We start from the raw sequence: 21368 nt of genomic DNA, 5'->3' as shown, positions 1-21368 counted from the left end.
ACATTCATACGTTAGCTGTCACTTTGTATGAATGAGTGGAGTTGATCCGCATGCGGCTTGGCAAGACCGCCGTCGTCCTTGGCGGCAGTGCCGCCGGTCTGTGCACCGCGGGGGCGCTCGCCCCGCACTTCGACCAGGTACTGGTGCTGGACCGCGATGAGCTTCCGGCAGAGGCCGAGCACCGGCGTGGCGTGCCGCAGAGCAAACACCCGCACTTCCTGCTGAATTCGGGGCGTCGAGCGATCGGGGAGCTGTTCCCCGGTTTCGAGGACGACCTCATCGCCGCGGGCGGGCTGCATCTGATGCCGTCCATGGACGCCGCATACCTCGACGGGGAGGGCTGGTCGGCACGCAAGCGCAGCTCGATGACGATGATCTACGGTTCGCGGATCCTCATCGAGCGGGTGTTGCGCGACCAGGTGCGAGGTCTGGCCAACGTCGTCATCCGCGAAGGTGCCGCGGTGAGCGGCCTGACCGTGCGGGGTGGCGGCACCCGCGACGGGGCGGTCACCGGGGTCGACTTCGCCACGTCCACCGGCGACGAGCACGTCGACGCCGACTTCGTGGTGGACGCGATGGGCCGCGGCTCCTCGGTCGGCAAGTGGCTGGCGGCGGCGGGCTGGCCCGAGCCCGAGGTGCGGACGCTCGACGCCAAGGTCACCTACACCTCGCGCTGGTATGACCTGCCCTCACCCGCGCAGCGGCCTGGGTCCTGGTGGTGGCAGCACCTGGTGATCATGCCAACCCCGGACAAGGGTGAGCACCCCGCCGAGCACGAATTCCTGGTCAACTTCTTCCCCATCGAGGGCAACCGGGTGATCGCCTGCATGGGCTCATGGGGACTCGAGATGCCGCGCACCACCGACGCGTTCGTCGGATCGGCCCGCCGGGTGCGGACACCGTTGTTCGCGGCCGCGATGGACCAGTGCGCTCCCACCTCGGAGGTGCACCTGACCCGGTCGACCGGCAACAAGTGGCGACGCTACGACCGTCTGCGCACGCCTGCGCGGGGTCTGGTGTTCATCGGCGACTCGATCTGCGCGTTCAACCCGTTCTACGCACAGGGCATCAGCTCCGCGTCGGGTTCGGCACTGTTGCTGCGCGAGCACCTCTCCCGCGCCGAGCGGCTCGACGCGGGGTTCTTCTCGCGGTTCCTCAAAGCACAGCGCAAACTGCTCAGCGTGCCGTGGCGCCTGGTGATGGCCAGGGACCAGAGCTACGAATGTGCGGTGGGTACGGAGAAGGTGCCCGAGTGGCGACGTCGCATCCTGGCGGCCGTGTCTGTCCCGGCGTTCAGTCTCATCGTCGGTGCCGCCCGTGAGGACGATGTTGTCGATGAGCACTTCGCCAAGGTGTTCAATCTCGACGAGTCGCTGGGGGACATGCTGCGGAACCCGCGGGTGATCGCGGGACTCGTGCGTTACCGCATCCGCGCTGCGTTGGGCCGGCACCGGATCCCCTTCGGGTTCGATCCGCAAGCCGAACCACCTGCCACCGACTACTCACCGGAGGGCACCGGCAGTGCCATGACATCGACCGTCGCACGATGAGCGCCGTGTGCGGCCCGGACGCGGAGGAACTCACCCGCGACCTCGGTTTCGACTGCCACGACGTCGCCCCGGTGGTCTCGATCCGCTCCCCCTGGGAGCTCGCACACTGGACGATGCCGCTGCTCGAGCTGCTCATCATCGGCGGCGCCGTTTTCGCCCTGGTGCACGCCGTCCGCCGGCACCGCGCGGGCGATCCGGTCAACCTGGCACTGTGGTGCGCCTCGCTTGTCTACCTCTTCGTGACCGAACCACCGCTGTACTTCCCGGAGTGGTTCGGCCTGGACGAGCTGTACGGTTTCATCTTTGCCCACAACCAGTTCACCGTGCAGTTCATGGGGGACCGGCTGCCGCTCTACATCATCGCGTTCTACCCGGTGATCAGTCAGCTCGCCTACGAACTCGTGCGGTCGCTCGGAATCTTCCGGCGCCGTGGCCCGATGGCCGGGTCGGTGGCCGTCGCGTTCGTCTGCCACGTGTTCTACGAGGTTTTCGATCACCTTGGCCCACAGCTGAAGTGGTGGTCCTGGAACATGGACAACCACATCGTCAACCACCCCGCCATGGCGGCAGTGCCGCTGAACAGCATGCTGCTGTTCGCCTCCGTCTCGATGGCGGCCATGACCTATCTGGTCGTGCGTCTGACCGGTGGCCCGGCGCCCGACGGTGGCCCACGGCGCGGGTGGTCACTGGTGCTGCGCACCGCGGTGGCCGGTGTCCTCACACCGCCGACCATGGCGGTCGCCGGCATCCCGTCGAGCTTCTTCGGCGGGGACAATCCCAACACAACCGCACAGGCCTGGGTTCTCGGCGTCGAACTGGCCCTGATCTGGCTGGCCGGCGCCTGGATCGTCGTCTCGCACCTGAGGTCTCCAGACCCTGGGACGGACGAGCCCCTGTCCACCTTCGCCCGGTTCTACCCCGCCGCCTACCTGAGTGGAATGGCTGTGTTCTGGATCAGTGCCCTGCCCGCGTACTTCGCCGCGGACGACGGCATCACCGCTGACGGCACCCCGGTCGGAAGCGGGCCTTACGCGTTCGCCTGCTTCCTCGGGGCTGGCCTGTTGCTGACCGCGCTGTACCGGAAGGATCTCGCGCGCCGTTGGGCACCTGCCCCGGTGTGAGCTATCCGGGCTCGGGGGAGGATGGAGCGCATGGGGCATCACGGATGGCAGGGCAACCCGCCCGGCACCGAGGACGAGGCACGCTGTCGGATCGTCGCGGCGGCAACAACGTGCCTCGACCGCGTGGGGCTCGCCAAAACCAACCTTTCCGACGTCGCCGCCGAGGCCGGTGTGACCCGGCAGACCGTCTACCGTTACTTCCCGGGCCTGAAAGACATTCTCCGTGCCGTTGCCCTGGCCGGTGTCGAGGAGTTCGCCGAGCGGATGGAACGCCACCTGGCTTCGTCTGGCAGCCCCGCGGAAGCTGCCGCGGAATCGGTGGTGTTCGCCGTCCGGACGATTCCCGACGAGCCCTATCTGGGCCTGCTCTTGCAGGCGGGCGAGGCCGACTTCTTCACCGACGGAGTCATCTCTTCCTTGTCCTTCTCCTATGGCGCGCGGATTCTGCGCAACGTGCCGGTCGACTGGTCCGCCGTCGGCGTCACCACCGACGAGGACCTCCAGGGACTCGCCGAGGTCCTGATGCGACTCTTCATGTCCTTTCTGCAGTACCCCTCGACGCCAGCACTCAGCGAAGACGAACTGCGGACTCTCGTCCGGCGCTGGATCGGACCAGCCCTCGGCGGCTAGCCAACTCGACGGCAAAGAGCCGAGTCAGCGAACAGCTTTCCTGGGCCCGGTTCCGCGCTGCCGAGGTTATCCACAGGCGAGGTTGCCCTCCGCTATCCGTTTCCGGATCCGCGCCGTTGCGATACCCTACCCTCTTAAGAGAGTCTCTCTCACATTAAGAGGCTCTGTCTTCGGGAGGGTTCATGTTGCGCGTTGCCCGATGGGCTACCGGCGGAGTTGGCAAGGCGGCGATCGAAGCGGATCTGGGTGACGCGCGTGGCTGAATCATTGCGGGACCGGCAGAAGGCACTGATCCGTCAGGACATTCAACGGGCAGCGTTGCGACTGTTCGCCGAGCGCGGTTTCGATGCGGTGACCACCGAGGAAATCGCGGCGGCCGCAGGTATCGGGCACAGCACCTACTTCCGGTATGTGACCAGCAAAGAGGATCTGCTGTTGGGCACTCTTCGCCGGGCCGGCACGGCCCTCGTCGACAACCTGCAGGCACGGCCGCGCAGTGAGTCGCCCGAAGAAGCGCTGTGCCAGGCCAGCCTGCAGTGGAGCCGAGCGTTCATCGCCGATGAGGAGGCACTGGGCAACTGGCGCGCCGCGATTCGGGCAGCACCGCATGTACTCGACCGAGTCGCACTGATCGGCCCGTTCGAGCGCGCGCAGCTGACCAAACTCCTCGGCGACCGGATGGGCGCGGGACCCGACGAGGACCTCCGGCCCGGCCTGCTCGTCCACACAGTGCTCGCTGCCGCCGAGTTCGCCTTCCTGCGCTGGCTCGAACGCGACGATCCCCGTGGCCCGACCTTGCATCAGCTCACCGAACAAGCTCTCGAAGGAGCCCGGACCCAATGCTGGAAGTAACCGAGTCCACAGCGGCACATCCTGTTCGCAGCGCCGGTGTTCTTCGTGTCTGGATGGTGGTTGCCGCGTTCGTCGTGGCCGGCGCCGCGATACCGATCGCCCTGCATATCGCGCGATACGGCCTCAACATCGGGCAGATCATTCTGGTCACGTTCACCTGGATCAACGTGATGATCGCACTGTGGGAGATCTCGCTGAATCTGCGCATCTCACTGGTCGAGCGGCAGCACAAGCAGTTCGTCGCGGACTACCGCGGACGCGAACTCGACCGGGTGCGCGACTTCTTCACCGCGCCCATCCGACTCCGTGAGATCGCGCGGCCAAGTACCTGGGCGCAGGTCTGGTCGTCGTACTCGCTGTTCGATCCCGCCTATGCCAACCGCAAGTCGTTCGGGTTCTGGATCGACTCCGGCAACGGGTACGTGACGCTGATCCCGTCGCTGCTGTTCATTTACGGTCTCACCTTCGACATCATGCCGGCACGCACGTTGGGGATCATGGGCCTGATCGTCTTCTGGATGATGTTCTACGGCACGGTCCTCTACTACGTCGCCTACTTCTTCAACAAGGAACACGTCGGGCACACCAAACGCGACCTCGCGATCTTCATCGGCGGAACGAACAGCCTGTGGATCCTCGCACCGGCATGGGGCATGGTCGCCAGCATCATCCTGATCAACACCGACGCCTACGGATTCCTCCGATGAGCACGAACCCCACCACCACGCGTCCAAAGCCGCGCAAGCACCTCACCGAACTACGCACCCGCCGCGACGAAGCCAAAACCCCATACGTCATTTCGGCAGATGCCGAAATCCCCGGGCACCCGAAGCAAAGGCCGACAGGACTTCGGTGCGAAAGGTTCGCACTGATATGGATGGGTGGGCGCAGCAGGGTTCGAACCTGCGACCCCCTCGTTGTAAGCGAGGTGCTCTTCCGCTGAGCTATGCGCCCTGGCTGTGACGTCCGGAATGGCCGGACGTCACCTGGTACCGATCATCCCAGATCGGCGACCGCCTTCTTCCATGCCTGCTGGTCGCGGGCCTCGCCGGGCTGGTTGATCTCGGCGAACCGGACCACGCCTTCCTTGTCGATCAGGAAGGTGCCCCGGTTGGCAAGTCCCGCCTTCTCGTTGAACACGCCGTAGGCCTGCGCGACCTCGCCGTGCGGCCAGAAGTCCGACAGCAGCGGGAACTGGTACCCCTGCTGCTCGGCCCAAGCCTTCAGCGAGAACGGGGTGTCGACGGAAACGCCGAGCACCTGCACGCCCTTGTCGCTGTAGTCAGCGAACTCGTCGCGCAGCTGGCACAACTCGCCCTGGCAGATCCCACTGAACGCGAAGGGGTAGAAGACCAGTAGCACCGGCTTGTCGCCCTGGAAGGACGACAGTGTCACGTCCTGCTTGTTGAAGTCCTTGAGCGTGAAGTCCGGAGCCTGCGAACCGATCTCGACCGCCATACCGCGAATCCTCTCCCTGGTGAGCGCTGCTGCGTCCTACCGTGCCAGATCACCCTATCTCGCAGGGTTCACCCGTTGATGGCCCACTTGCTGATCGACTACTTGGACCTCGGCACCAGACGCACACCTGCCCAACTCGGGCTGATGCTCACGTTGGAGGTCAGCGAAAGGCCCACTGTGGGGACCGCTTCGGCGATATCACTCGGTTCGACGTGCCCCGGCTGCCCGGTCTTGGGTGTGAACACCCAGATCACGCCGTTGTCGTCGAGTGGTCCACGGGCGTCGACCAGCGCGTCACCGAGGTCACCGTCGTCCTCGCGCCACCACAGCAGCACGACGTCGATGACCTCGTCGGCATCCTCGTCGAGGAGTTCCGCACCGATCTGTTCCTCGATCGCTGCGCGGACGTCGTCGTCGACGTCCTCATCCCAGCCGATCTCCTGGACCACCATGTCCGGCTTGATCCCAAGCCTCTCGGCGACGCCGTTGTGTTCAGCGTCTCCCGCGGCGACCACGACTTCACTCCTCCAACTGCAGCCGAGTGCGACGTGTCACTCCAGACGGTCTGGCCGCCGCACGTTTGTACAAAGATGGGGTAAGCGAACACTGGTGAGGCCGACGACGCAACCGGCCACACCGGATCGTCGACAAGTCGTGTCTCACGCCGCGCCACGCCGGACGTCACTCGGCGGTATCAGATCCGGCCGCAGTGGCGGCTGTCCGGCGGCCCCAGCACCGGCTCGCCCGTTCCGCCGACAGCGGTCTGGCCTAGGGTGGAGGGTGTGCCCCGAACGGGGCGGGAGCAGCCGAAACGCGCCGCAGCGGGGTAGGCGAACGTTACCGCTCAGTAGCGGTGACGGGAGCCGCGTTTGCGACGACGATGGCAGGCGAACGACATTTCGCCGCCGTCGAAACGGCGACTGTGTCACGACCACAAGGCAACAGCTAGCAACACGGCTACAACCGGCGAGGAGATCCCTTGGCCCCGCAGAACAACGCCGACGGCCAGCAGGCCCCGGCTCGCGTCCGCGTCATTCGTGACGGACTGGCGGCGCACCTGCCCGACATCGACCCGGAGGAGACAGCCGAGTGGCTGGACTCCTTCGACGCCGCGCTGGCCCGCGGCGGCCAGCAGCGCGCGCGTTATCTGATGCTGCGGCTGCTGGAGCGGGCCAGGGAGAGCAGGATCGGCGTCCCGCCGCTGTCGACGACGGACTATGTCAACACGATCCCCACGGAGAACGAGCCCTGGTTCCCCGGCGACGAGGAGATCGAACGGCGCTACCGCGCGTACATCAGGTGGAACGCGGCGGTCATGGTGCACCGCGCGCAGCGGCCCGGTGTGGGCGTCGGCGGGCACATCTCGACCTACGCCTCGTCCGCCGCGCTGTACGAAGTCGGTTTCAACCACTTCTTCCGCGGCAAGGACCACTCGGGCGGTGGCGACCAGATCTTCATCCAGGGACACGCCTCCCCCGGTATCTACGCCCGTGCCTACCTCGAGGGCAGGCTCACCGCCGATCAGTTGGACGGCTTCCGCCAGGAGTACTCGCACGCGGGCCCGGGCGGCGGGTTGCCGTCCTACCCCCACCCCAGGCTGATGCCGGACTTCTGGGAGTACCCGACGGTGTCGATGGGCATCGGCCCGATGAACGCCATCTACCAGGCGCGGTTCAACCGCTACATGCACGACCGCGGCATCAAGGACACCAGTGACCAGCACGTCTGGGCGTTCCTCGGCGACGGCGAGATGGACGAGCCGGAGTCGCGCGGCCTGATCCACGTGGCCGCGGGCGAGGGCCTGGACAACCTCACGTTCGTGATCAACTGCAACCTGCAGCGCCTGGACGGGCCGGTGCGCGGCAACGGCAAGATCATTCAGGAGCTGGAGTCGTACTTCCGCGGCGCGGGCTGGAACGTGATCAAGGTCATCTGGGGCCGGGAGTGGGACGCGCTCCTGCATGCCGACCGCGACGGTGCACTAGTGAACGTGATGAACACCACACCGGACGGTGACTTCCAGACGTACAAGGCGAACGACGGCGCGTTCGTCCGCGAGCACTTCTTCGGCCGCGACCCGCGGACCAAGGAACTGGTCAAGGATCTCTCCGACGCCGACATCTGGAACCTCAAGCGCGGCGGGCACGACTACCGCAAGGTCTACGCGGCCTACAAGGCGGCGCTAGAGCACAACGGCCAGCCGACGGTGATCCTGGCGCACACCATCAAGGGCTACGGGCTCGGTTCCTCCTTCGAGGGTCGTAACGCCACGCACCAGATGAAGAAGCTGACCCTCGACGACCTCAAGCTCCTCCGCGACGCCCAGCGCATCCCGATCAGCGACGAGGAACTCGAACGCGACCCGAAGCTGCCGCCGTACTACCACCCCGGCGAGGACTCACCGGAGATCGAGTACCTGCTCAGCCGCAGGCGCACGCTCGGTGGCTTCCTGCCCGAGCGCCGCGCCAAGTCGAAGCCGCTGGTACTGCCCGGCGACTCGACGTACGACTCGATCCGCAAGGGCTCCGGCAAGCAGGAGGTCGCCACCACGATGGCGTTCGTCCGGCTGATCCGGGAACTGGCCAAGGACGCCGAGATCGGCAAGCGGATCGTGCCGATCATCCCGGACGAGGCCAGGACCTTCGGCCTCGACTCGATGTTCCCGACGGCCAAGATCTACAACCCGCACGGGCAGAGCTACACATCGGTCGACGCGCAGCTGATGCTGGCCTACAAGGAGTCCGAGCAAGGCCAGTTGCTGCACGAGGGCATCAACGAGGCCGGGTCCACGGCGTCGTTCACCGCGGTGGGCACGTCCTACGCCACCCACGGCGAGCCGATGATCCCGATCTACATCTTCTACTCGATGTTCGGCTTCCAGCGCACGGGTGACTCGCTCTACGCCGCGGCCGACCAGATGACCAGGGGATTCGTGCTCGGCGCCACCGCGGGCCGCACCACACTGACCGGTGAGGGGCTGCAGCACGCGGACGGACACTCGATCCTGCTCTCGGCGACCAACCCCGCGGCCGTGACCTATGACCCCGCGTGGTCGTTCGAAATCGCGCACATCGTGCGTGACGGACTCCGCCGGATGTACGGCGAGACCGGTCCGGACGGCAACGGCGAGAACATCTTCTACTACATCACCATCTACAACGACCCGTACCAGCACCCGGCGGAGCCGGAGAACCTGGACGTCGACGGCCTGCTGCGCGGTCTGTACCGCTACGCGGACGCTCCGGAGGGCGACGGACCCGAGGCCCAGATCATGGTCTCCGGCGTCACGATGCCCGATGCGCTGAAGGCACAGCGGATGCTGGCCGAGGAGTGGGGCGTACGGGCTTCGGTGTGGTCGGCCACGTCGTGGACCGAGCTGCGCAGGGAGGCGGTGGATGTCGACCGGGACAACCTGCTCTACCCAGGCGACACCCCGCGCGTGCCGTACGTGACCTCGGCGCTGCAGGACGTACAGGGCCCGATCGTCGCCGTGTCGGACTGGATGCGCGCGGTACCGGACCTCATCCGGCCGTGGGTGCCCACCGACATGCTGACGCTGGGCACAGACGGGTTCGGGTTCTCCGACACCCGTCCCGCGGCGCGCAGGCACTTCCTGGTCGACGCCGAGTCGATCACGGTCGGCGTGCTGACCGCGTTGGCCCGTCGAGGCGAGATCGAGCAGTCGAAGGCGGCCGAGGCAGCTCGCAAGTACCGCATCGACGACGTCTCCGCCGCTGGTCCCCAGACCTCGGATTCCGGCGTCGCCTGACCGCGGTCTCGAAGTTCCCCAATGTGGCATTGGGGACGTTGGATGTCCCCAATGCCACATTGGGGACGCTCAAGTACCCGAATGCCACATTGGGGAACAACCGACGTGGAGATGAAGGCATGACCCAGCGCCGTGTGCCCCGCCCTGCCGAGTTGGCAGAGATCCTGCGGCCCCGGCCGATCGTGCTCAACCCGACCGAGCGCAGGCTCGCGAAGGCGCACACGATCGCCGACCTACGCACGATCGCCCGTAAACGGAGCCCACGGGCGGTCTTCGACTACACCGACGGCGCGGCCGAACTCGAGGACAGCCTGCGCCGCGCCCGGCAGGCGTTCCGCAACATCGAGTTCCGGCCAAACGTGCTGCGCGGTGTCGCCGAGGTGGACACCGGTACGGACATCCTCGGGGTCCGCTCCGCCCTGCCGTTCGCCTTCGCCCCCACCGGTTTCACCCGGATGATGAACCACGAGGGAGAACGCGCGGTCGCCACGGTCGCCCAGCGCGAGGGCATTCCATACGCGTTGTCCACAATGGGCACGACGTCGATCGAGGACGTGGCCGCGGCCGCCCCGCGGGCCCGCAAGTGGTTCCAGCTCTACGTGTGGCGCGATCGCTCCGCGGGCAAGGACCTGATGCAGCGAGCCTGGGAGTCGGGCTACGACACGCTCATGCTCACCGTCGACACCCCGGTCGGCGGTGCACGGATGCGCGATGTCCGCAACGGACTGACCATCCCGCCCGCGCTGACCCTGCGCACCTTCCTCGACGGCGCCATGCACCCTGCCTGGTGGATCAACCTGCTCACCACCGAGCCGCTGACCTTCGCCTCACTGAGCTCGTGGGGTGGCACAGTGGCCGACCTGATCAACAAGATGTTCGACCCGACGCTGGACTACGAAGCACTCGACTGGGTGCGGGCGAGCTGGCCGGGCAAGCTCGTCGTCAAGGGCATCCAGAACCCCGACGACGCCGCCGAGATCGTCAAACACGGCGCCGAGGCCGTCGTACTGTCCAATCACGGAGGCCGTCAGCTGGACAGGGCGCCGACGCCGCTGGAACTGCTGCCACCGACGCTGGACGCGGTCGGCGACGACGCCGAGGTCTGGCTGGACACCGGCATCCTCTCCGGCGGGGACATCGTGGCCGCCCTCGCCAGGGGCGCACAGACCTGTCTCATCGGCCGCGCGTACCTGTACGGACTGATGGCCGGCGGCGAGCGCGGAGTACAGCGCACGGTGGACATCCTGCGTGCCGAGATCGTCCGGACGATGCAACTGCTCGGAGTGCGCTCGATCGCCGAACTAAGCCCGACCCACGCGACCCTTCGCTGACGAGCGTCCCCCGACTGGAAGTTCCCCAATGTGGCATTGGGGTCGTTGGATGTCCCCAATGCCACATTGGGGACATCCAACGACCCGGGGTCCGGAGCCGCTAGGCGATCAGACCTCTCCCCTTGGGGTGGACTCCGACGAGGTGGCCGCACTTCCGGTACCGGTGCCCACCGAGGTCCTGCCGGTCTGGTCGGCACCCTTGCCGAGCTGACCCTGCAGGTTGTTCAGCCAGCCTTCCCAGCGCTGCTGGGCCGGCTTCACCAGACCGCCGCCGAAGCCGACGACGATGACACCGCCGATAGTGGCCAGCACGGTGATCAGCACCGGCGTGGTCACCGTGGTCGCGATGTTCACCTGATTCAGTGCCGCGATGATGCCCAGCGCCATGATCAGCCAGTAGGCGATCGTGCCGAGCAGGCCGCCTGCGGGCCGTGCACCGAGTGCGCTGGTGACCATGTCGCGGACGACCTTGGCGATCGCCGCCGCCACGATGAGCAGCACGATGCCGACCACGATCCGCGGCAGGAACGCGATTACCTGGTTGAGCAGTTGGCTCACCGGATTGCTCGGCCCGAACACGCCGAAGGCGAGTTGCAGGGCGATCAGCAGAATGAAGTAATAGGCCAGCTTGCCGATGATGTTCACGGCGTCGAGGTTCGACTCCCGGAGCATCCCCTTCAGGCCCGTCTTGTCGATCAGAGTGCGGAACCCGAGCTTGCCGAGCACCATGGTCAGCGCCTTGGACACCGCCTTCGCGATGAGCCAGCCGATGAGCAGGATGATCAGGAAGCCGATGAGTTTCGGTACGAATGTCGCAACCAGACTCCAGGCCTGGCCCAGCCCGTCCTTGAGCTGCTCGCCCACTATCTCCTCCTAGGTCGAGCTGTGAGTTCTTCAGTGCCGGGATCGTTGTGCACTTGCGCCACTCCAGCAACTCGAGCACCCCACGAACGAGTGAGCCCGCTGGCGCGGAAGATCCACTCGGTCCATAGTGGAAGTACCGGTGGGGACCGGGGAGACGAGGCCGTCCGGCGCAGCGAGAACCGCAGCGCGCCGGGCGGCCTCGGGTTTTTCCCCGTGACGAGCGGCGGCACCCTCGTTCCCGGCCGAGCGACGTACGATCGACCACGTCATGACACAGACCAACTCCCGCGGTCAGGCCCCCAAACAACACGGCCTCTCGGCGAAGACACTCCGCGATCTCGAACGCGCATCGGGCAGGCTCGCCTCGGCGAGCGTGGCCGCGATGGAGGAGCGGCTTCCCTGGTTCAACCGGATGCCCGCCGATCAACGTGCGGGAGTCCTGCTGATCACTCAAACGGGTGCCGCCGGATTCGTCGGCTGGCTCCGGGATTCGAAAGAAGCACTCAACCTCACCACCGAGGCGTTCCGGGGGGCACCACAGGAACTGTCCCGGTGGATCAGCCTGCGGCAGACGGTCGGACTGGTCCGGCTGGCGATCGAGGTCTTCGAGGAGCAACTGCCGGAGTTCGCGGCGAACGAGACGGAACGGGCAGCCCTGATCGAGGGCATCCTCCGCTACGGCCGGGAGATCGCCTTCGCCGCTGCGAACTCCTACGCGGCGGCGGCCGAGGCCCGCGGAGCCTGGGACGCGCGACTCGAGGCCCTCGTGGTGGACGGCGTTGTTCGCGGTGACGCCGAGGAATCGGTGCTCTCCCGGGCCGCTGCGCTCGGCTGGGACCCGGCGGCCAAGGCGACCGTGCTCGTCGGCAACCCGCCCTCGGAAGATCCGCCGACCGTCGTGTTCGAGGTACGCAGCCGCGCCGCCCGTGTCGGCAGGCCGGTACTGCTGGGGGTACAGGGTTCCCGGCTGGTCGTCGTGGTGGCCGGCCCCACCGAGGGAACGGCGAAGGACCGCGAGATGCTGGCGTCCTTGTCGGTCGCCTTCGGCGAGGGTCCTGTGGTCGCCGGGCCGACAGCGACCAGTCTCGCCGATGCCCACCAGAGCGCGGTGGAGGCACTGTCCGGTCTGCGTGCGGTGGTCGGCTGGCCGTCCGCGCCCCGGCCCGTCCGGTCGGTGGAACTGCTACCCGAGCGCGCACTCTCCGGCGACGCCGAAGCCGAACGGCTGCTCATCGAAGAGATCGCGCGCCCGTTGGAAGAGGCAGGCCCCGCGCTGCTGCAGACCGTCGAGACCTACCTGGAGAGCGGTGGCGTGCTGGAGACCTGCGCCCGCATCCTGTTCGTCCACCCCAACACCGTCAGATACCGGCTGCGTAAGGCCGCGGAACTGACCGGCAGGCACGCCGCCGAACCACGAGACGCGCTGGTGCTGCGGATCGCGCTCACGGTCGGCAGGCTCGCGCGCGGCCGGGGCCTGTGGTGAGCTGGGTCACCGAAAACTACCCGAACCCGACAACCTGGCGTCGTTACGACCGTTCATCTCGACGTAACTTTTGTAGGATCCCTCCAATTCCACACGGCGGACTTGGTGACCGGCGGCATCACGGGAACCCCGCTTCACCGTGTTCCCTAGAGGGGTGATTGCCCTCCTCTCCCCCGGACAGGGGTCCCAGGCCCCCGGCATGTTCGCGCCCTGGCTCGAGGTCGACGGCGCACGGGCTCGTCTCGACGAGTGGTCGCAGCGCAGCGGACTCGATCTCGTCCACCTCGGCACCGAGGCGGGTGCGGAGGAAATCCAGGACACGGCCGTCGCGCAGCCCCTGATCGTCGCGCTGTCGTTGCTCGCGTTCGATCAGCTGAGCACACAGGTCGACCTCCCGGCCGACGCCCCCGTCGCAGGGCACTCCGTGGGTGAGCTCGCGGCCGCCGCCGTCGCCGGCGTGCTTTCACCGGCCGAGGCCGTCGCGCTCGCCGCGGTCCGTGGCGCGGAGATGGCGAAGGCCTGCGCGGCCGAACCGACCAGCATGGCCGCTGTAATGCTCGGCGACCCGCAGGAGGTCGTCGCCTGGCTGGAGAGCCACGGGCTGATCGCGGCGAACCAGAACGGTGCGGGTCAGATCGTCGCCTCGGGTTCCGCCGCTGCGATCGAACGCATCGTCGCCGAACCGATGGAGGGCACCAAGGTTCGCGCCCTCAAGGTCGCGGGCGCCTTCCACACCAGTTACATGGCCCCCGCCGAGGAGGCGCTGCGGGCACATGTGGCGGACATCTCCCCCGGCGACCCGACCCGGCCGCTGCTGTCCAATTCCGACGGTACGGTGGTGGACACCGGCGCGGAGTACCTGGAGCGCCTGGTCGCGCAGGTGACCCGCCCGGTCCGCTGGGATCTCACCATGCGGGGCCTCGCCTCGATGGGCGTCACCGCCACCGTGGAGCTACCGCCCGCGGGCACGCTCACCGGCCTGGTCAAACGTGAGCTCAAGGGCACGGTCACCGCGACCGTGGCGGTGAAGACACCCGAGAACCTCGGCGCGGCGGCAGAGCTGACCGACAACGATCAGGAGAACGCGCGATGAGCCCTGCACTTCGCCTCAAGCAGGGTCCCGCGGCCACTCGCGTGCTCGGTCTCGGTAGCGCGCAACCCGAGCGGATCGTCACGAACGACGACCTTTCCAAGATCATGGAGACCACCGACCAGTGGATCCGGGACAGGGTCGGCATCATCGAACGCCGATTCGCCGACAAGGACGAGTCGCTGCCGGACATGGCGGTCACCGCGGGCGTGCGGGCGCTGGCTGACGCGGGTCTCGAACCGGGCGACGTGGACACCGTGATCGTGCCGAACTGCACGATGCCCTCGCCCATCCCGAACGCCGCGGCGCAGGTCGCCGACCGGCTCGGCATCACGGCGGCAGGCGCGTTCGACCTGAACGCCGCATGCGCCGGATTCTGCTACGGCCTCGCGGTGGCATCCGACCTGATCCGTTCCGGATCCTCGGGCCGGGTGCTGGTCATCGGCGCGGAGAAACTCACCGATGTCGTCGACCCGGTGGACAGGTCCAACGCGATCATCTTCGCCGACGGTGCGGGCGCCGCCGTGGTCGGTCCTGCCGAAGAGCCAGGCATCGGGCCGGTGGCCTGGGGCAGCGCCGGTGATCTGGTGGACACGATCTACATGCGCGAACACAAGTACATTTACCAGGAGGGGCAGGCGGTGTTCCGCTGGGCGACGACGCAGATAGCGCCGATCGCCCTGCGTGCACTGGAGCTGGCCGGACTCGAGCCCGCCGACGTCGACGTGCTCGTACCGCACCAGGCGAACCTGCGCATCGTCGAGGCGATCGCCAAACGGCTGCGGGCCAAGGGAGCGCGGGAGGACATGGTGGTCGCCGACGACATCAAGTACTCCGGCAATACCTCCTCGGCCTCGATCCCGCTGGCGCTGGATCACATGCGCGCCGAGGGCAGGGCGAAGCGGGGCGACGTCGTGCTCGCGGTCGGCTCCGGCGCCGGACTGTCCTACGCGGGCCAGGTCATCATCTGCCCGTGATACCACTTACCCCGGCGGGCACCGTGCCCACCGGACCGAGCAGGACCAGTAATCAGGAAGGAACACCCCAGTGGCTGACAAGCAAGAGATCCTCTCCGGCCTCGCCGAGATCGTGGAGGAGGTCGCCGGAGTCGCACAGGACGACGTGACGACCGAGAAGTCCTTCGTGGACGACCTCGACATCGACTCGCTGTCGATGGTCGAGATCGCCGTGCAGGCGGAGGACAAGTTCGGGGTGAAGATTCCGGACGACGAGCTCGCGAACCTGAAGACGGTCGGCGACGCGGTCGACTACGTCTCCAACAACTCGAAGTAACCGAAGTAGCAAACACCGCTGGCAAACCCTCGGGGAGAATGCAATGAGCAACATCGACGTCGTGATCACCGGGCTCGGCGCCACCACGCCGCTCGGCGGAGACGTCGCGTCCACCTGGGACGGACTGCTCGACGGCCGAAGTGGTATCCGCCCGATCGAGGCCGACTGGGTCGAGCGATTCGACCTGCCGGTACGGATCGGTGCCACCCTCGCCGAGGACCCAGCGGAGAAGATCCCGCGCGTGCAGGCGCGCCGCCTGGACCGCTGCGAGCAGGTCGCGCTCATCGCCGCGCGACAGGCATGGGCGGACGCGGGCTACACCGAGCCGACGGAGGAGCACACCGACGTCGACCCGGAGCGGCTCGGCGTCTCGATCGGTACCGGCATCGGTGGCCCGCTGACCCTGCTGGCTCAGGACGATCTGCTGGAGGAGCACGGCATCCGCAAGGTGTCTCCGCTGACCGTCCCGATGCTGATGCCGAACGGCCCTGCCGCGCACGTCGGGATCGACCTCAGGGCCCGTGCCGGAGTGCACTCGCCGGCTTCGGCGTGTGCCTCCGGTGCGGAGGGGATCGCGAACGGTGTCCAGATGATCCAGTCCGGTCGCGCGGACGTGGTGATCGCGGGCGGGGCCGAGTCCTGCATCCACCCGATCACCATCGCCGGATTCGCCCAGGCCCGCACGGTCTCCACCCGCAACGACGCTCCCGAACTCGCCTCACGGCCGTTCGACACCGACCGGGACGGCTTCGTCCTCGGTGAGGGTGCGGGCGTGGTGATCCTGGAGCGCGCCGACCTCGCGGCGCAGCGCGGAGCGCGGGTGTACGCGAAGCTCGGCGGGTACGGCATCACCTCCGACGCCCACCACATCACCGGCAACCACCCGGAGGGCATCGGCCAGATCTCGGCGATGCGCAACGCCATCCGGATGGCCGGGCTCGAGGCCACCGACGTGGGCCACGTCAACGCCCACGCCACCTCGACCGTCGTCGGTGACGTAGGTGAGGCCGCCGCGATCCGTTCGGCGATCGGCAGGCATCCGGTGGTCACCGCCCCGAAGGGTGCCCTCGGCCACCTGGTCGGCGGTGCGGGTGCGGTCGAGGGAATCGCCACCATTCTGGCGCTGTACCACGGCATCGTCCCGGCGACGCTGAACCTCGAGAACCTCGACCCGAAGGTCGACCTCGACGTCGTGGCAGGCAGTCCGCGCAAGGTCGAACTGAGCGCGGCCATCAGCAACTCGTTCGGATTCGGCGGGCACAACACGGCCCTGCTGTTCACCACCGCCTGAGCACCCCTCCCTCGCACTTTCCCGGGAAAGTGCGCGGGAGCAAGCCCGTGAGCTGGGACGGGACCTCGGCGATGTCGCGCTTTCCCGGGAAAGTGCGATACCGCGCGCGTGCAACCATCGCGCTTTCCCGGGAAAGTGCGAGGGGGTCAGCAGGCCTCGCGGTGCGGGATCGTGCCCGCGGGTACCGCCGCGATCCTGAGCTGACCGTTCTCCCGTTGCAGGGGCAGGGTCAGGTTCCAGCGGATACACCCGACCGGCAGGGCCAGCGGCGCGTCCTCGGGATCCTGAGTGCTTGTGAACCCGACCAGCACCTGTAGCCGCTGGTCGGGCCTGGTCTCGATCCGCCGGACGATGATGCTGCCATCCCTGGTGGAGCGGTAGTCGACGAGCCATTCACGCCGAGGCTGCGCCTGGATCCGGTCGGCGGTCACCGTCGTCTTCCACCGCTCGTAACTGCGCCCGTTGATGGCGTCGAAGTAGGTCTGCAGCAACTGACGCACCGGCTCATGTGCCGGATGCGCCGCCGCACCGGGAGTAAGCTCGACGGTCGGCGATCCCGGCTGCTCGGCGGGGGCCAGCGAGGTGGTACTCGGCACGGTCACCGGCGGTACGGTCACGTCCGCGGGCAACCGGTACAGCTCGCGCGCCAGCAGCCCGGCGCCCACCGTCAGCGACACGACGACGATCAGCACCGGCACCAGCCATCGCGGGCGGCCCGGCACGGTCGTCGGAGTGCTGCTCACCCGCCAACCCTAAACAACCGCCTCCGTCGTGCGCGGTGCCCAGGCTCCATGGACGGATGGGTGCCGATTCGCTCAGCCCACCTGATGCAGCCAGGTCACCGGTGCGCCGTCACCGGCGTGCCGGAACGGCTCCAGCGCCTCGTCCCAATTGGCGCCGAGCAACTCGTCGAGCTTGTGCGCGAGCGCCTCACCCGCCCTGCTCCTGGCCACCAACGACCGCAACTGATCCTCGCCGACGACGATGTCTCCGTTGGCGCTGGTCCGGCCGTGCCACAGTCCGAGACCCGGCGCATAGCAGAATCGCTCACCGTCCACTCCGGGACTCGGTTCCTCGGCGACTTCGAACCGCACCATCGGCCATGCCTTCAGCGCGCCGGCGAGCTTGCCACCGGTACCTGCGGGCGCGCGCCAGCTGCACTCTGCGCGCAACTGACCGGGGGCGGCGGGTTGCGCCGTCCATTGTAGATCTGCACGGGTACCTAGGGTGCCCGAAATAGCCCACTCGACGTGCGGACATACCGCAGACGGCGACGAGTGGACGTACACCACGCCACGGGTGTTGCCACGGGTGCTCACTGCTGACCTCCGCTACTCGACGAGGGGCGTCTTCCCCTACGACCTCGCGAGCATCGGATGCACTCGTAGCGACTCCACGCACATTGTGCACCGCAATCATGCCTTTTGGCCACACGAACCCCAGAAGTCTCACTCCTGTTCGGTCCGCATAACGCCGGCGGCGACCCGGCAGCGGCATTTCGCCGCAGCGGGTCGCCGCCGGATCACACACCGTTGCCGGTCAGGAAGTGGCGCCGAGCGAGTTGGCCGCGGCGACGACGTCGACGAGGCCGGTGCCCTTGTCAAAGCTGGACGTGTACGGGCCGGCCGGTTCGTAGGCCGCGCCGTCACTGAACTTGTAGGCCGTTGACTTGAGCGCGTCCTCGATCTCCGCGGGAGTCGCGTTCGGCTTGGCCTGGAACAGTTGCGCCACGATGCCGGTGATCTGCGGTGCGGCCATCGAGGTGCCGCTGATCACGTTGTACGTCCCCAGGTCGAGCAGCCCGGGCCCGTTCTTCGGCTGCAGACCGGTCGAGCAGATCGGCAGGTAGACGCGGCAAGAGGAGAGGATCTCCTCGCCAGGAGCCGAAATGTCCGGCCAGCTCTGCTGCTCCGTGGCCGAACCGCGGGAGGAGAAGTCCGAAACGGAGCCGTCCCGGGTTCCGGTGCCCTGGTCGAAATAGGACGCCACGGACAACACGCCGGGAGTCGGGTCCTGCCCGGGCGGGTTGGACAGGTTCTGCGAGCCGTCGCCACCGTCGTTGCCGTTGGCCCAGACGGTCACCACGCCCTCGTCAGCCAGTGCTCGCTGCAGCTTGACCGTGGCCGAGTTCGGGTCGAACTCACCTCCGCCACTGGGCCCATAGGAGTTGTTCACCGCCTTGATCGGCGGGCAGGTGGTGGCGGGAACACCCGCACCACAGGGGGCGGCGTGGTTCTCCAGGACCCAGTTGAGCGCGGCGTCACTGCCGAGCACCACCAGTGCGGCACCGGTGGAGATGGAGACGATCTTCGAACCGGGGGCCGAGCCGCCGACCTTGCTGCCGTCGCTCAGAGACAGGGTGTTGCCCGCGGCGATCCCGGTGACGTGTGTGCCGTGACCACCGAGGGAAAGTGTGTCGGTGTCGACCGAGTTCGGTACCGACACGATGCAGCCGGTGTCGGTGCCCTGCTGGCAGAGGCTCTTGAGATTGCGTACGACCCGGCTGGAACCGTCGGCGCCACGGAACGCTGGGTGGGTGGGATCGACGCCGGTGTCGATGACCGCAACGGAAACACCACTGCCGTCGAGCGGGGCACCGTTCGCGCCGGTCAGCGTGCTGCGGGCCTCGGCGCTGCGGGTCGCCTCGGTGCCCGAGGTCCCGAACATGGTGATCGGGTCGTTGTTCTCCAGATAGGTCACACCGTCGGCCGCGCGCACCTGACGCACCTGGTCGGCGGTGCCCTTGGCGGCTACGACGCCGATCTTGCGGAAGCTGGTGATCCGCTGCATCCCCGCTTCGCTCACCGCTCGCTCCGCGGCGGCGAGATCGGTGCCGTGCACGAGCGTGGTCACACTGGCCGAGCCCGCCGCGGACGACAGCAGCGCGCCGAGCGTGTCCGAAACTGGAGTGAGCGATTCCTGGGTGTCGGCCGTTGCGGGCACGGCGCCCGTAACCGGGAGAACTACGACGGCGGCGGCGATCGCGAATGATCGCCGCAGCCGCGCGGATCGTGTGCGCATCTTGCGTCTCCTGTTTCTGACAGCCCCCGTGTACTGACGAGTAGCCACTCAACTAGGTGATAGCAATCACTGTCAACAACTACGTTCCGCTCATCGAACTTCTGCTACCCCTCATTCGGGTGATACCTGAGTAGGTGAGCACCTCTCTGAAGTGCGAAAAAGACCGGCGCACTAGCGTGTAGAGACAACAACCGATTTGGGAGGCTCGGGTGCGACTGGTCCGGCTCGCCCGACGATCAGCGGTGGTCTCCGAGGACGTTCGTGCCGCACTGACCGCGCTCGGGCGGGGAAGCACGGTGATCGGCGGCATCGCGCTCATCGGCGCACGCCCCGAGGGCTGTACCGAACCGGTGGACGCGATCGTGTTGCGCCCGGACGGAATCGTGATCGTGGTCGGGGTGGACCTGCCGGATCCCGCCGTCCGCCTCGACGCCCCACTGCGGGACAGGTGGAAGGCCGACGGCTGGCCGCTCGTGCGCACCGACGACGCCGTCAATCCGGCCACCGACGCCCTGGCGATCGCGGCGGCCGTCGAGGAGCGGATACGGGCGGTGGCTGGCGCCTCCCCCGCCATCGGCACGGTCGTGGCGGTCGGGCCGTACGTCGGGAAGGTGGAGCAACCCGCTGCCGACCTTGCCGGCAGAGTCCGCGTGCTGCACCCGACACCGGCCAGCATGCTGGCCGCGATCGTGTCGTTGACCACCGCGCGGGAGCCGATGCCGGTGCCCGTGGTTCGGCAACTGCTGAACACACTTGCCCCGGACACGCAGGAACAGGAAGCGAACCTGCTGATCGCCGAGGGCTTCCCCGCGCAGGCGTCGGCACAGGTTTCACATCCGGCTCCCCAGCCGCGGCCGAACGCGGAGGAGCAGGCCCCGGCGCCGGCCCCACCCGCTCCTCGTCCGCCGGGCGACCCCGCCGCCGCCACCACCTCGGCGACGCCCGGCCCATTGGCCGCTCCACGGCCACCACAACTGTCCACCCCCGGTGCCGAGAAACCCGCCATCGCGCGCTGGCTGCCGTTCGCCGCGTTCGGACTGCTCCTGGCGCTCGTGGTCGTGGCCGTCGTGCTGGCGGCCACCAGCGGTGGCGATGAGGCTGCGGATGCCTCCGACCAGCAGGCCGAACCGGTTGTGCGGATGATCGACGGTCTGCCACTGACCACGGTGGCGGTTGCCGAGTCCACCACCTGCGCGCCGCACGCGACCGGCGAACTCCAGCGAGCACTGCGCTCACAGGAGTGCGCCGGCCTGACCAGGGGGAGCTTCACCACGACGAAAAACGGCAGGCGCATCGCCGTGTCCGTCGCCGAACTCAGATTCTCCGGAGAGGTTCGGCCGGAGGAGATCAGGCGCCTGTCCGACACTCCCGGCAACGGCGCGATGGTGGACCTCGCTGCCGAGACCGGCCAGTGGGCACCACCAGAGCCGGGTTTCGCCGGCGCCGCCTACGCGAGCGAGACCGGCGCGACCGATGTGCGCATCGTTCAGGCGGGCTGGGCGGACGGTGCCTCGGACCCGCTCGACCCGGCTCTCGCGCGGGCCGCCGACGCCGGGCTCGTCGTCCCGCTCACCCCCTGAGCCCCCGGCTCCTGCCGGCACGGTCCCCTACCCTG

19 protein-coding genes and 1 tRNA gene are annotated in these 21368 nt (G+C 67.7%); 13 read left to right on the top strand and 7 right to left on the bottom strand.

What is annotated here, in order from left to right; translation table 11 throughout:
• The first annotated feature begins 50 nt into the window (after positions 1–50).
• The 5 genes from D0C15_RS02485 (at position 51) to D0C15_RS02465 (ending at position 4860) form a co-directional block, all read left to right on the top strand.
• Positions 51–1550: an FAD-dependent monooxygenase family protein gene (locus tag D0C15_RS02485; RefSeq protein ID WP_116040610.1), complete on the top strand. Its 1500-nt coding sequence runs from the start codon at positions 51–53 to the stop codon at positions 1548–1550.
• The gene (locus D0C15_RS02480; protein WP_116040611.1) at positions 1547–2671 is read left to right on the top strand and encodes a DUF7802 domain-containing protein; all 1125 of its coding nucleotides are present in this window, start codon (positions 1547–1549) and stop codon (positions 2669–2671) included. The genes D0C15_RS02485 and D0C15_RS02480 overlap by 4 nt, the downstream gene beginning before the upstream one ends.
• A gap of 30 nt (positions 2672–2701) precedes the next feature.
• A complete protein-coding gene (locus D0C15_RS02475) occupies positions 2702–3301 on the top strand; it encodes a TetR/AcrR family transcriptional regulator (protein ID WP_116040612.1) in 600 nt (199 codons plus the stop codon).
• 255 nt (positions 3302–3556) lie between these two features.
• Positions 3557–4153: a TetR family transcriptional regulator gene (locus D0C15_RS02470; RefSeq protein WP_211323056.1), complete on the top strand. Its 597-nt coding sequence runs from the start codon at positions 3557–3559 to the stop codon at positions 4151–4153.
• Entirely contained in the window at positions 4141–4860 is a 720-nt protein-coding gene (locus tag D0C15_RS02465) for a hypothetical protein (protein ID WP_116040613.1), read from the top strand. Before D0C15_RS02470 ends, D0C15_RS02465 begins: the two co-directional genes overlap by 13 nt.
• 175 nt (positions 4861–5035) lie before the next feature.
• On the opposite strand, the gene D0C15_RS02460 is transcribed toward D0C15_RS02465, so the two are convergent.
• The 3 genes from D0C15_RS02460 to D0C15_RS02450 form a co-directional block, all read right to left on the bottom strand.
• Positions 5036–5107, bottom strand: a tRNA-Val gene (locus tag D0C15_RS02460).
• Positions 5108–5149: 42 nt separating this feature from the next.
• Entirely contained in the window at positions 5150–5611 is a 462-nt protein-coding gene (locus tag D0C15_RS02455) for a peroxiredoxin (protein ID WP_116040614.1), read from the bottom strand.
• A gap of 98 nt (positions 5612–5709) precedes the next feature.
• On the bottom strand, positions 5710–6126 hold the full coding sequence (locus D0C15_RS02450; protein WP_116040615.1) for a DUF3052 domain-containing protein: 417 nt from the start codon (positions 6124–6126) through the stop codon (positions 5710–5712).
• Positions 6127–6590: 464 nt separating this feature from the next.
• On the opposite strand from D0C15_RS02450, the gene aceE reads away from it, so the two are divergent.
• Together aceE and D0C15_RS02440 are read left to right on the top strand one after the other, a co-directional pair.
• A complete protein-coding gene (gene aceE / locus D0C15_RS02445; protein ID WP_116040616.1) occupies positions 6591–9380 on the top strand; it encodes a pyruvate dehydrogenase (acetyl-transferring), homodimeric type in 2790 nt (929 codons plus the stop codon).
• A 119-nt stretch (positions 9381–9499) separates the two neighbouring features.
• Positions 9500–10711 (top strand): alpha-hydroxy acid oxidase, encoded by a 1212-nt coding sequence (locus tag D0C15_RS02440; protein ID WP_116040617.1) that lies wholly within the window; start codon positions 9500–9502, stop codon positions 10709–10711.
• Positions 10712–10819: 108 nt separating this feature from the next.
• On the opposite strand, the gene D0C15_RS02435 is transcribed toward D0C15_RS02440, so the two are convergent.
• The gene (locus D0C15_RS02435; protein WP_116040618.1) at positions 10820–11575 is read right to left on the bottom strand and encodes a mechanosensitive ion channel family protein; all 756 of its coding nucleotides are present in this window, start codon (positions 11573–11575) and stop codon (positions 10820–10822) included.
• Positions 11576–11843: 268 nt separating this feature from the next.
• Between D0C15_RS02435 and D0C15_RS02430 the strand changes: the two genes are divergently transcribed.
• From D0C15_RS02430 to D0C15_RS02410, 5 genes are all read left to right on the top strand, one after another.
• On the top strand, positions 11844–13058 hold the full coding sequence (locus D0C15_RS02430; protein WP_116040619.1) for a PucR family transcriptional regulator: 1215 nt from the start codon (positions 11844–11846) through the stop codon (positions 13056–13058).
• A gap of 139 nt (positions 13059–13197) precedes the next feature.
• Positions 13198–14151, top strand: a complete 954-nt coding sequence (locus D0C15_RS02425) for an ACP S-malonyltransferase (protein ID WP_116040620.1) — start codon at positions 13198–13200, stop codon at positions 14149–14151.
• Entirely contained in the window at positions 14148–15125 is a 978-nt protein-coding gene (locus D0C15_RS02420; RefSeq protein WP_116040621.1) for a beta-ketoacyl-ACP synthase III, read from the top strand. The genes D0C15_RS02425 and D0C15_RS02420 overlap by 4 nt, the downstream gene beginning before the upstream one ends.
• 70 nt (positions 15126–15195) lie before the next feature.
• The gene (locus tag D0C15_RS02415) at positions 15196–15441 is read left to right on the top strand and encodes an acyl carrier protein (protein WP_116040622.1); all 246 of its coding nucleotides are present in this window, start codon (positions 15196–15198) and stop codon (positions 15439–15441) included.
• A gap of 43 nt (positions 15442–15484) precedes the next feature.
• Positions 15485–16732 carry a beta-ketoacyl-[acyl-carrier-protein] synthase family protein gene (locus D0C15_RS02410; RefSeq protein ID WP_116040623.1) on the top strand — a complete coding sequence of 416 codons (1248 nt, stop codon included), beginning with the start codon at positions 15485–15487 and terminating at the stop codon, positions 16730–16732.
• Between the two features lie 146 nt (positions 16733–16878).
• Here D0C15_RS02410 and D0C15_RS02405 read toward each other — a convergent pair whose 3' ends face one another.
• From D0C15_RS02405 to D0C15_RS02395, 3 genes are all read right to left on the bottom strand, one after another.
• Positions 16879–17475, bottom strand: coding sequence for a hypothetical protein (locus D0C15_RS02405; RefSeq protein WP_211323058.1), 597 nt, complete (start codon positions 17473–17475; stop codon positions 16879–16881).
• Positions 17476–17547: 72 nt separating this feature from the next.
• A complete protein-coding gene (locus D0C15_RS02400) occupies positions 17548–18051 on the bottom strand; it encodes a DUF3145 domain-containing protein (protein ID WP_116040624.1) in 504 nt (167 codons plus the stop codon).
• A 220-nt stretch (positions 18052–18271) separates the two neighbouring features.
• Positions 18272–19753 carry a S8 family peptidase gene (locus D0C15_RS02395; RefSeq protein ID WP_116040625.1) on the bottom strand — a complete coding sequence of 494 codons (1482 nt, stop codon included), beginning with the start codon at positions 19751–19753 and terminating at the stop codon, positions 18272–18274.
• A gap of 209 nt (positions 19754–19962) precedes the next feature.
• On the opposite strand from D0C15_RS02395, the gene D0C15_RS02390 reads away from it, so the two are divergent.
• Positions 19963–21333 carry a hypothetical protein gene (locus D0C15_RS02390; RefSeq protein WP_116040626.1) on the top strand — a complete coding sequence of 457 codons (1371 nt, stop codon included), beginning with the start codon at positions 19963–19965 and terminating at the stop codon, positions 21331–21333.
• The last annotated feature ends 35 nt before the right edge of the window (positions 21334–21368 follow it).

It is taken from the genome of Amycolatopsis palatopharyngis (genome assembly GCF_003385185.1).
GTDB lineage: Bacteria > Actinomycetota > Actinomycetes > Mycobacteriales > Pseudonocardiaceae > Amycolatopsis > Amycolatopsis palatopharyngis.
The sequence above is the reverse complement of the archived record's forward strand: the minus strand, read 5'-3'. Positions and strand labels throughout refer to the sequence as shown.

Bases quoted from the DNA above. Each gene is read 5' to 3' on its own strand.
- D0C15_RS02485 (WP_116040610.1), top strand. From the start codon at position 51: ATGCGGCTTGGCAAGACCGCCGTCGTCCTTGGCGGCAGTGCCGCCGGT.
- D0C15_RS02480 (WP_116040611.1), top strand. From the start codon at position 1,547: ATGAGCGCCGTGTGCGGCCCGGACGCGGAGGAACTCACCCGCGACCTC.
- D0C15_RS02475 (WP_116040612.1), top strand. From the start codon at position 2,702: ATGGGGCATCACGGATGGCAGGGCAACCCGCCCGGCACCGAGGACGAG.
- D0C15_RS02465 (WP_116040613.1), top strand. From the start codon at position 4,141: ATGCTGGAAGTAACCGAGTCCACAGCGGCACATCCTGTTCGCAGCGCC.
- D0C15_RS02455 (WP_116040614.1), bottom strand. From the start codon at position 5,611: ATGGCGGTCGAGATCGGTTCGCAGGCTCCGGACTTCACGCTCAAGGAC.
- D0C15_RS02440 (WP_116040617.1), top strand. From the start codon at position 9,500: ATGACCCAGCGCCGTGTGCCCCGCCCTGCCGAGTTGGCAGAGATCCTG.
- D0C15_RS02430 (WP_116040619.1), top strand. From the start codon at position 11,844: ATGACACAGACCAACTCCCGCGGTCAGGCCCCCAAACAACACGGCCTC.
- D0C15_RS02420 (WP_116040621.1), top strand. From the start codon at position 14,148: ATGAGCCCTGCACTTCGCCTCAAGCAGGGTCCCGCGGCCACTCGCGTG.
- D0C15_RS02410 (WP_116040623.1), top strand. From the start codon at position 15,485: ATGAGCAACATCGACGTCGTGATCACCGGGCTCGGCGCCACCACGCCG.
- D0C15_RS02395 (WP_116040625.1), bottom strand. From the start codon at position 19,753: ATGCGCACACGATCCGCGCGGCTGCGGCGATCATTCGCGATCGCCGCC.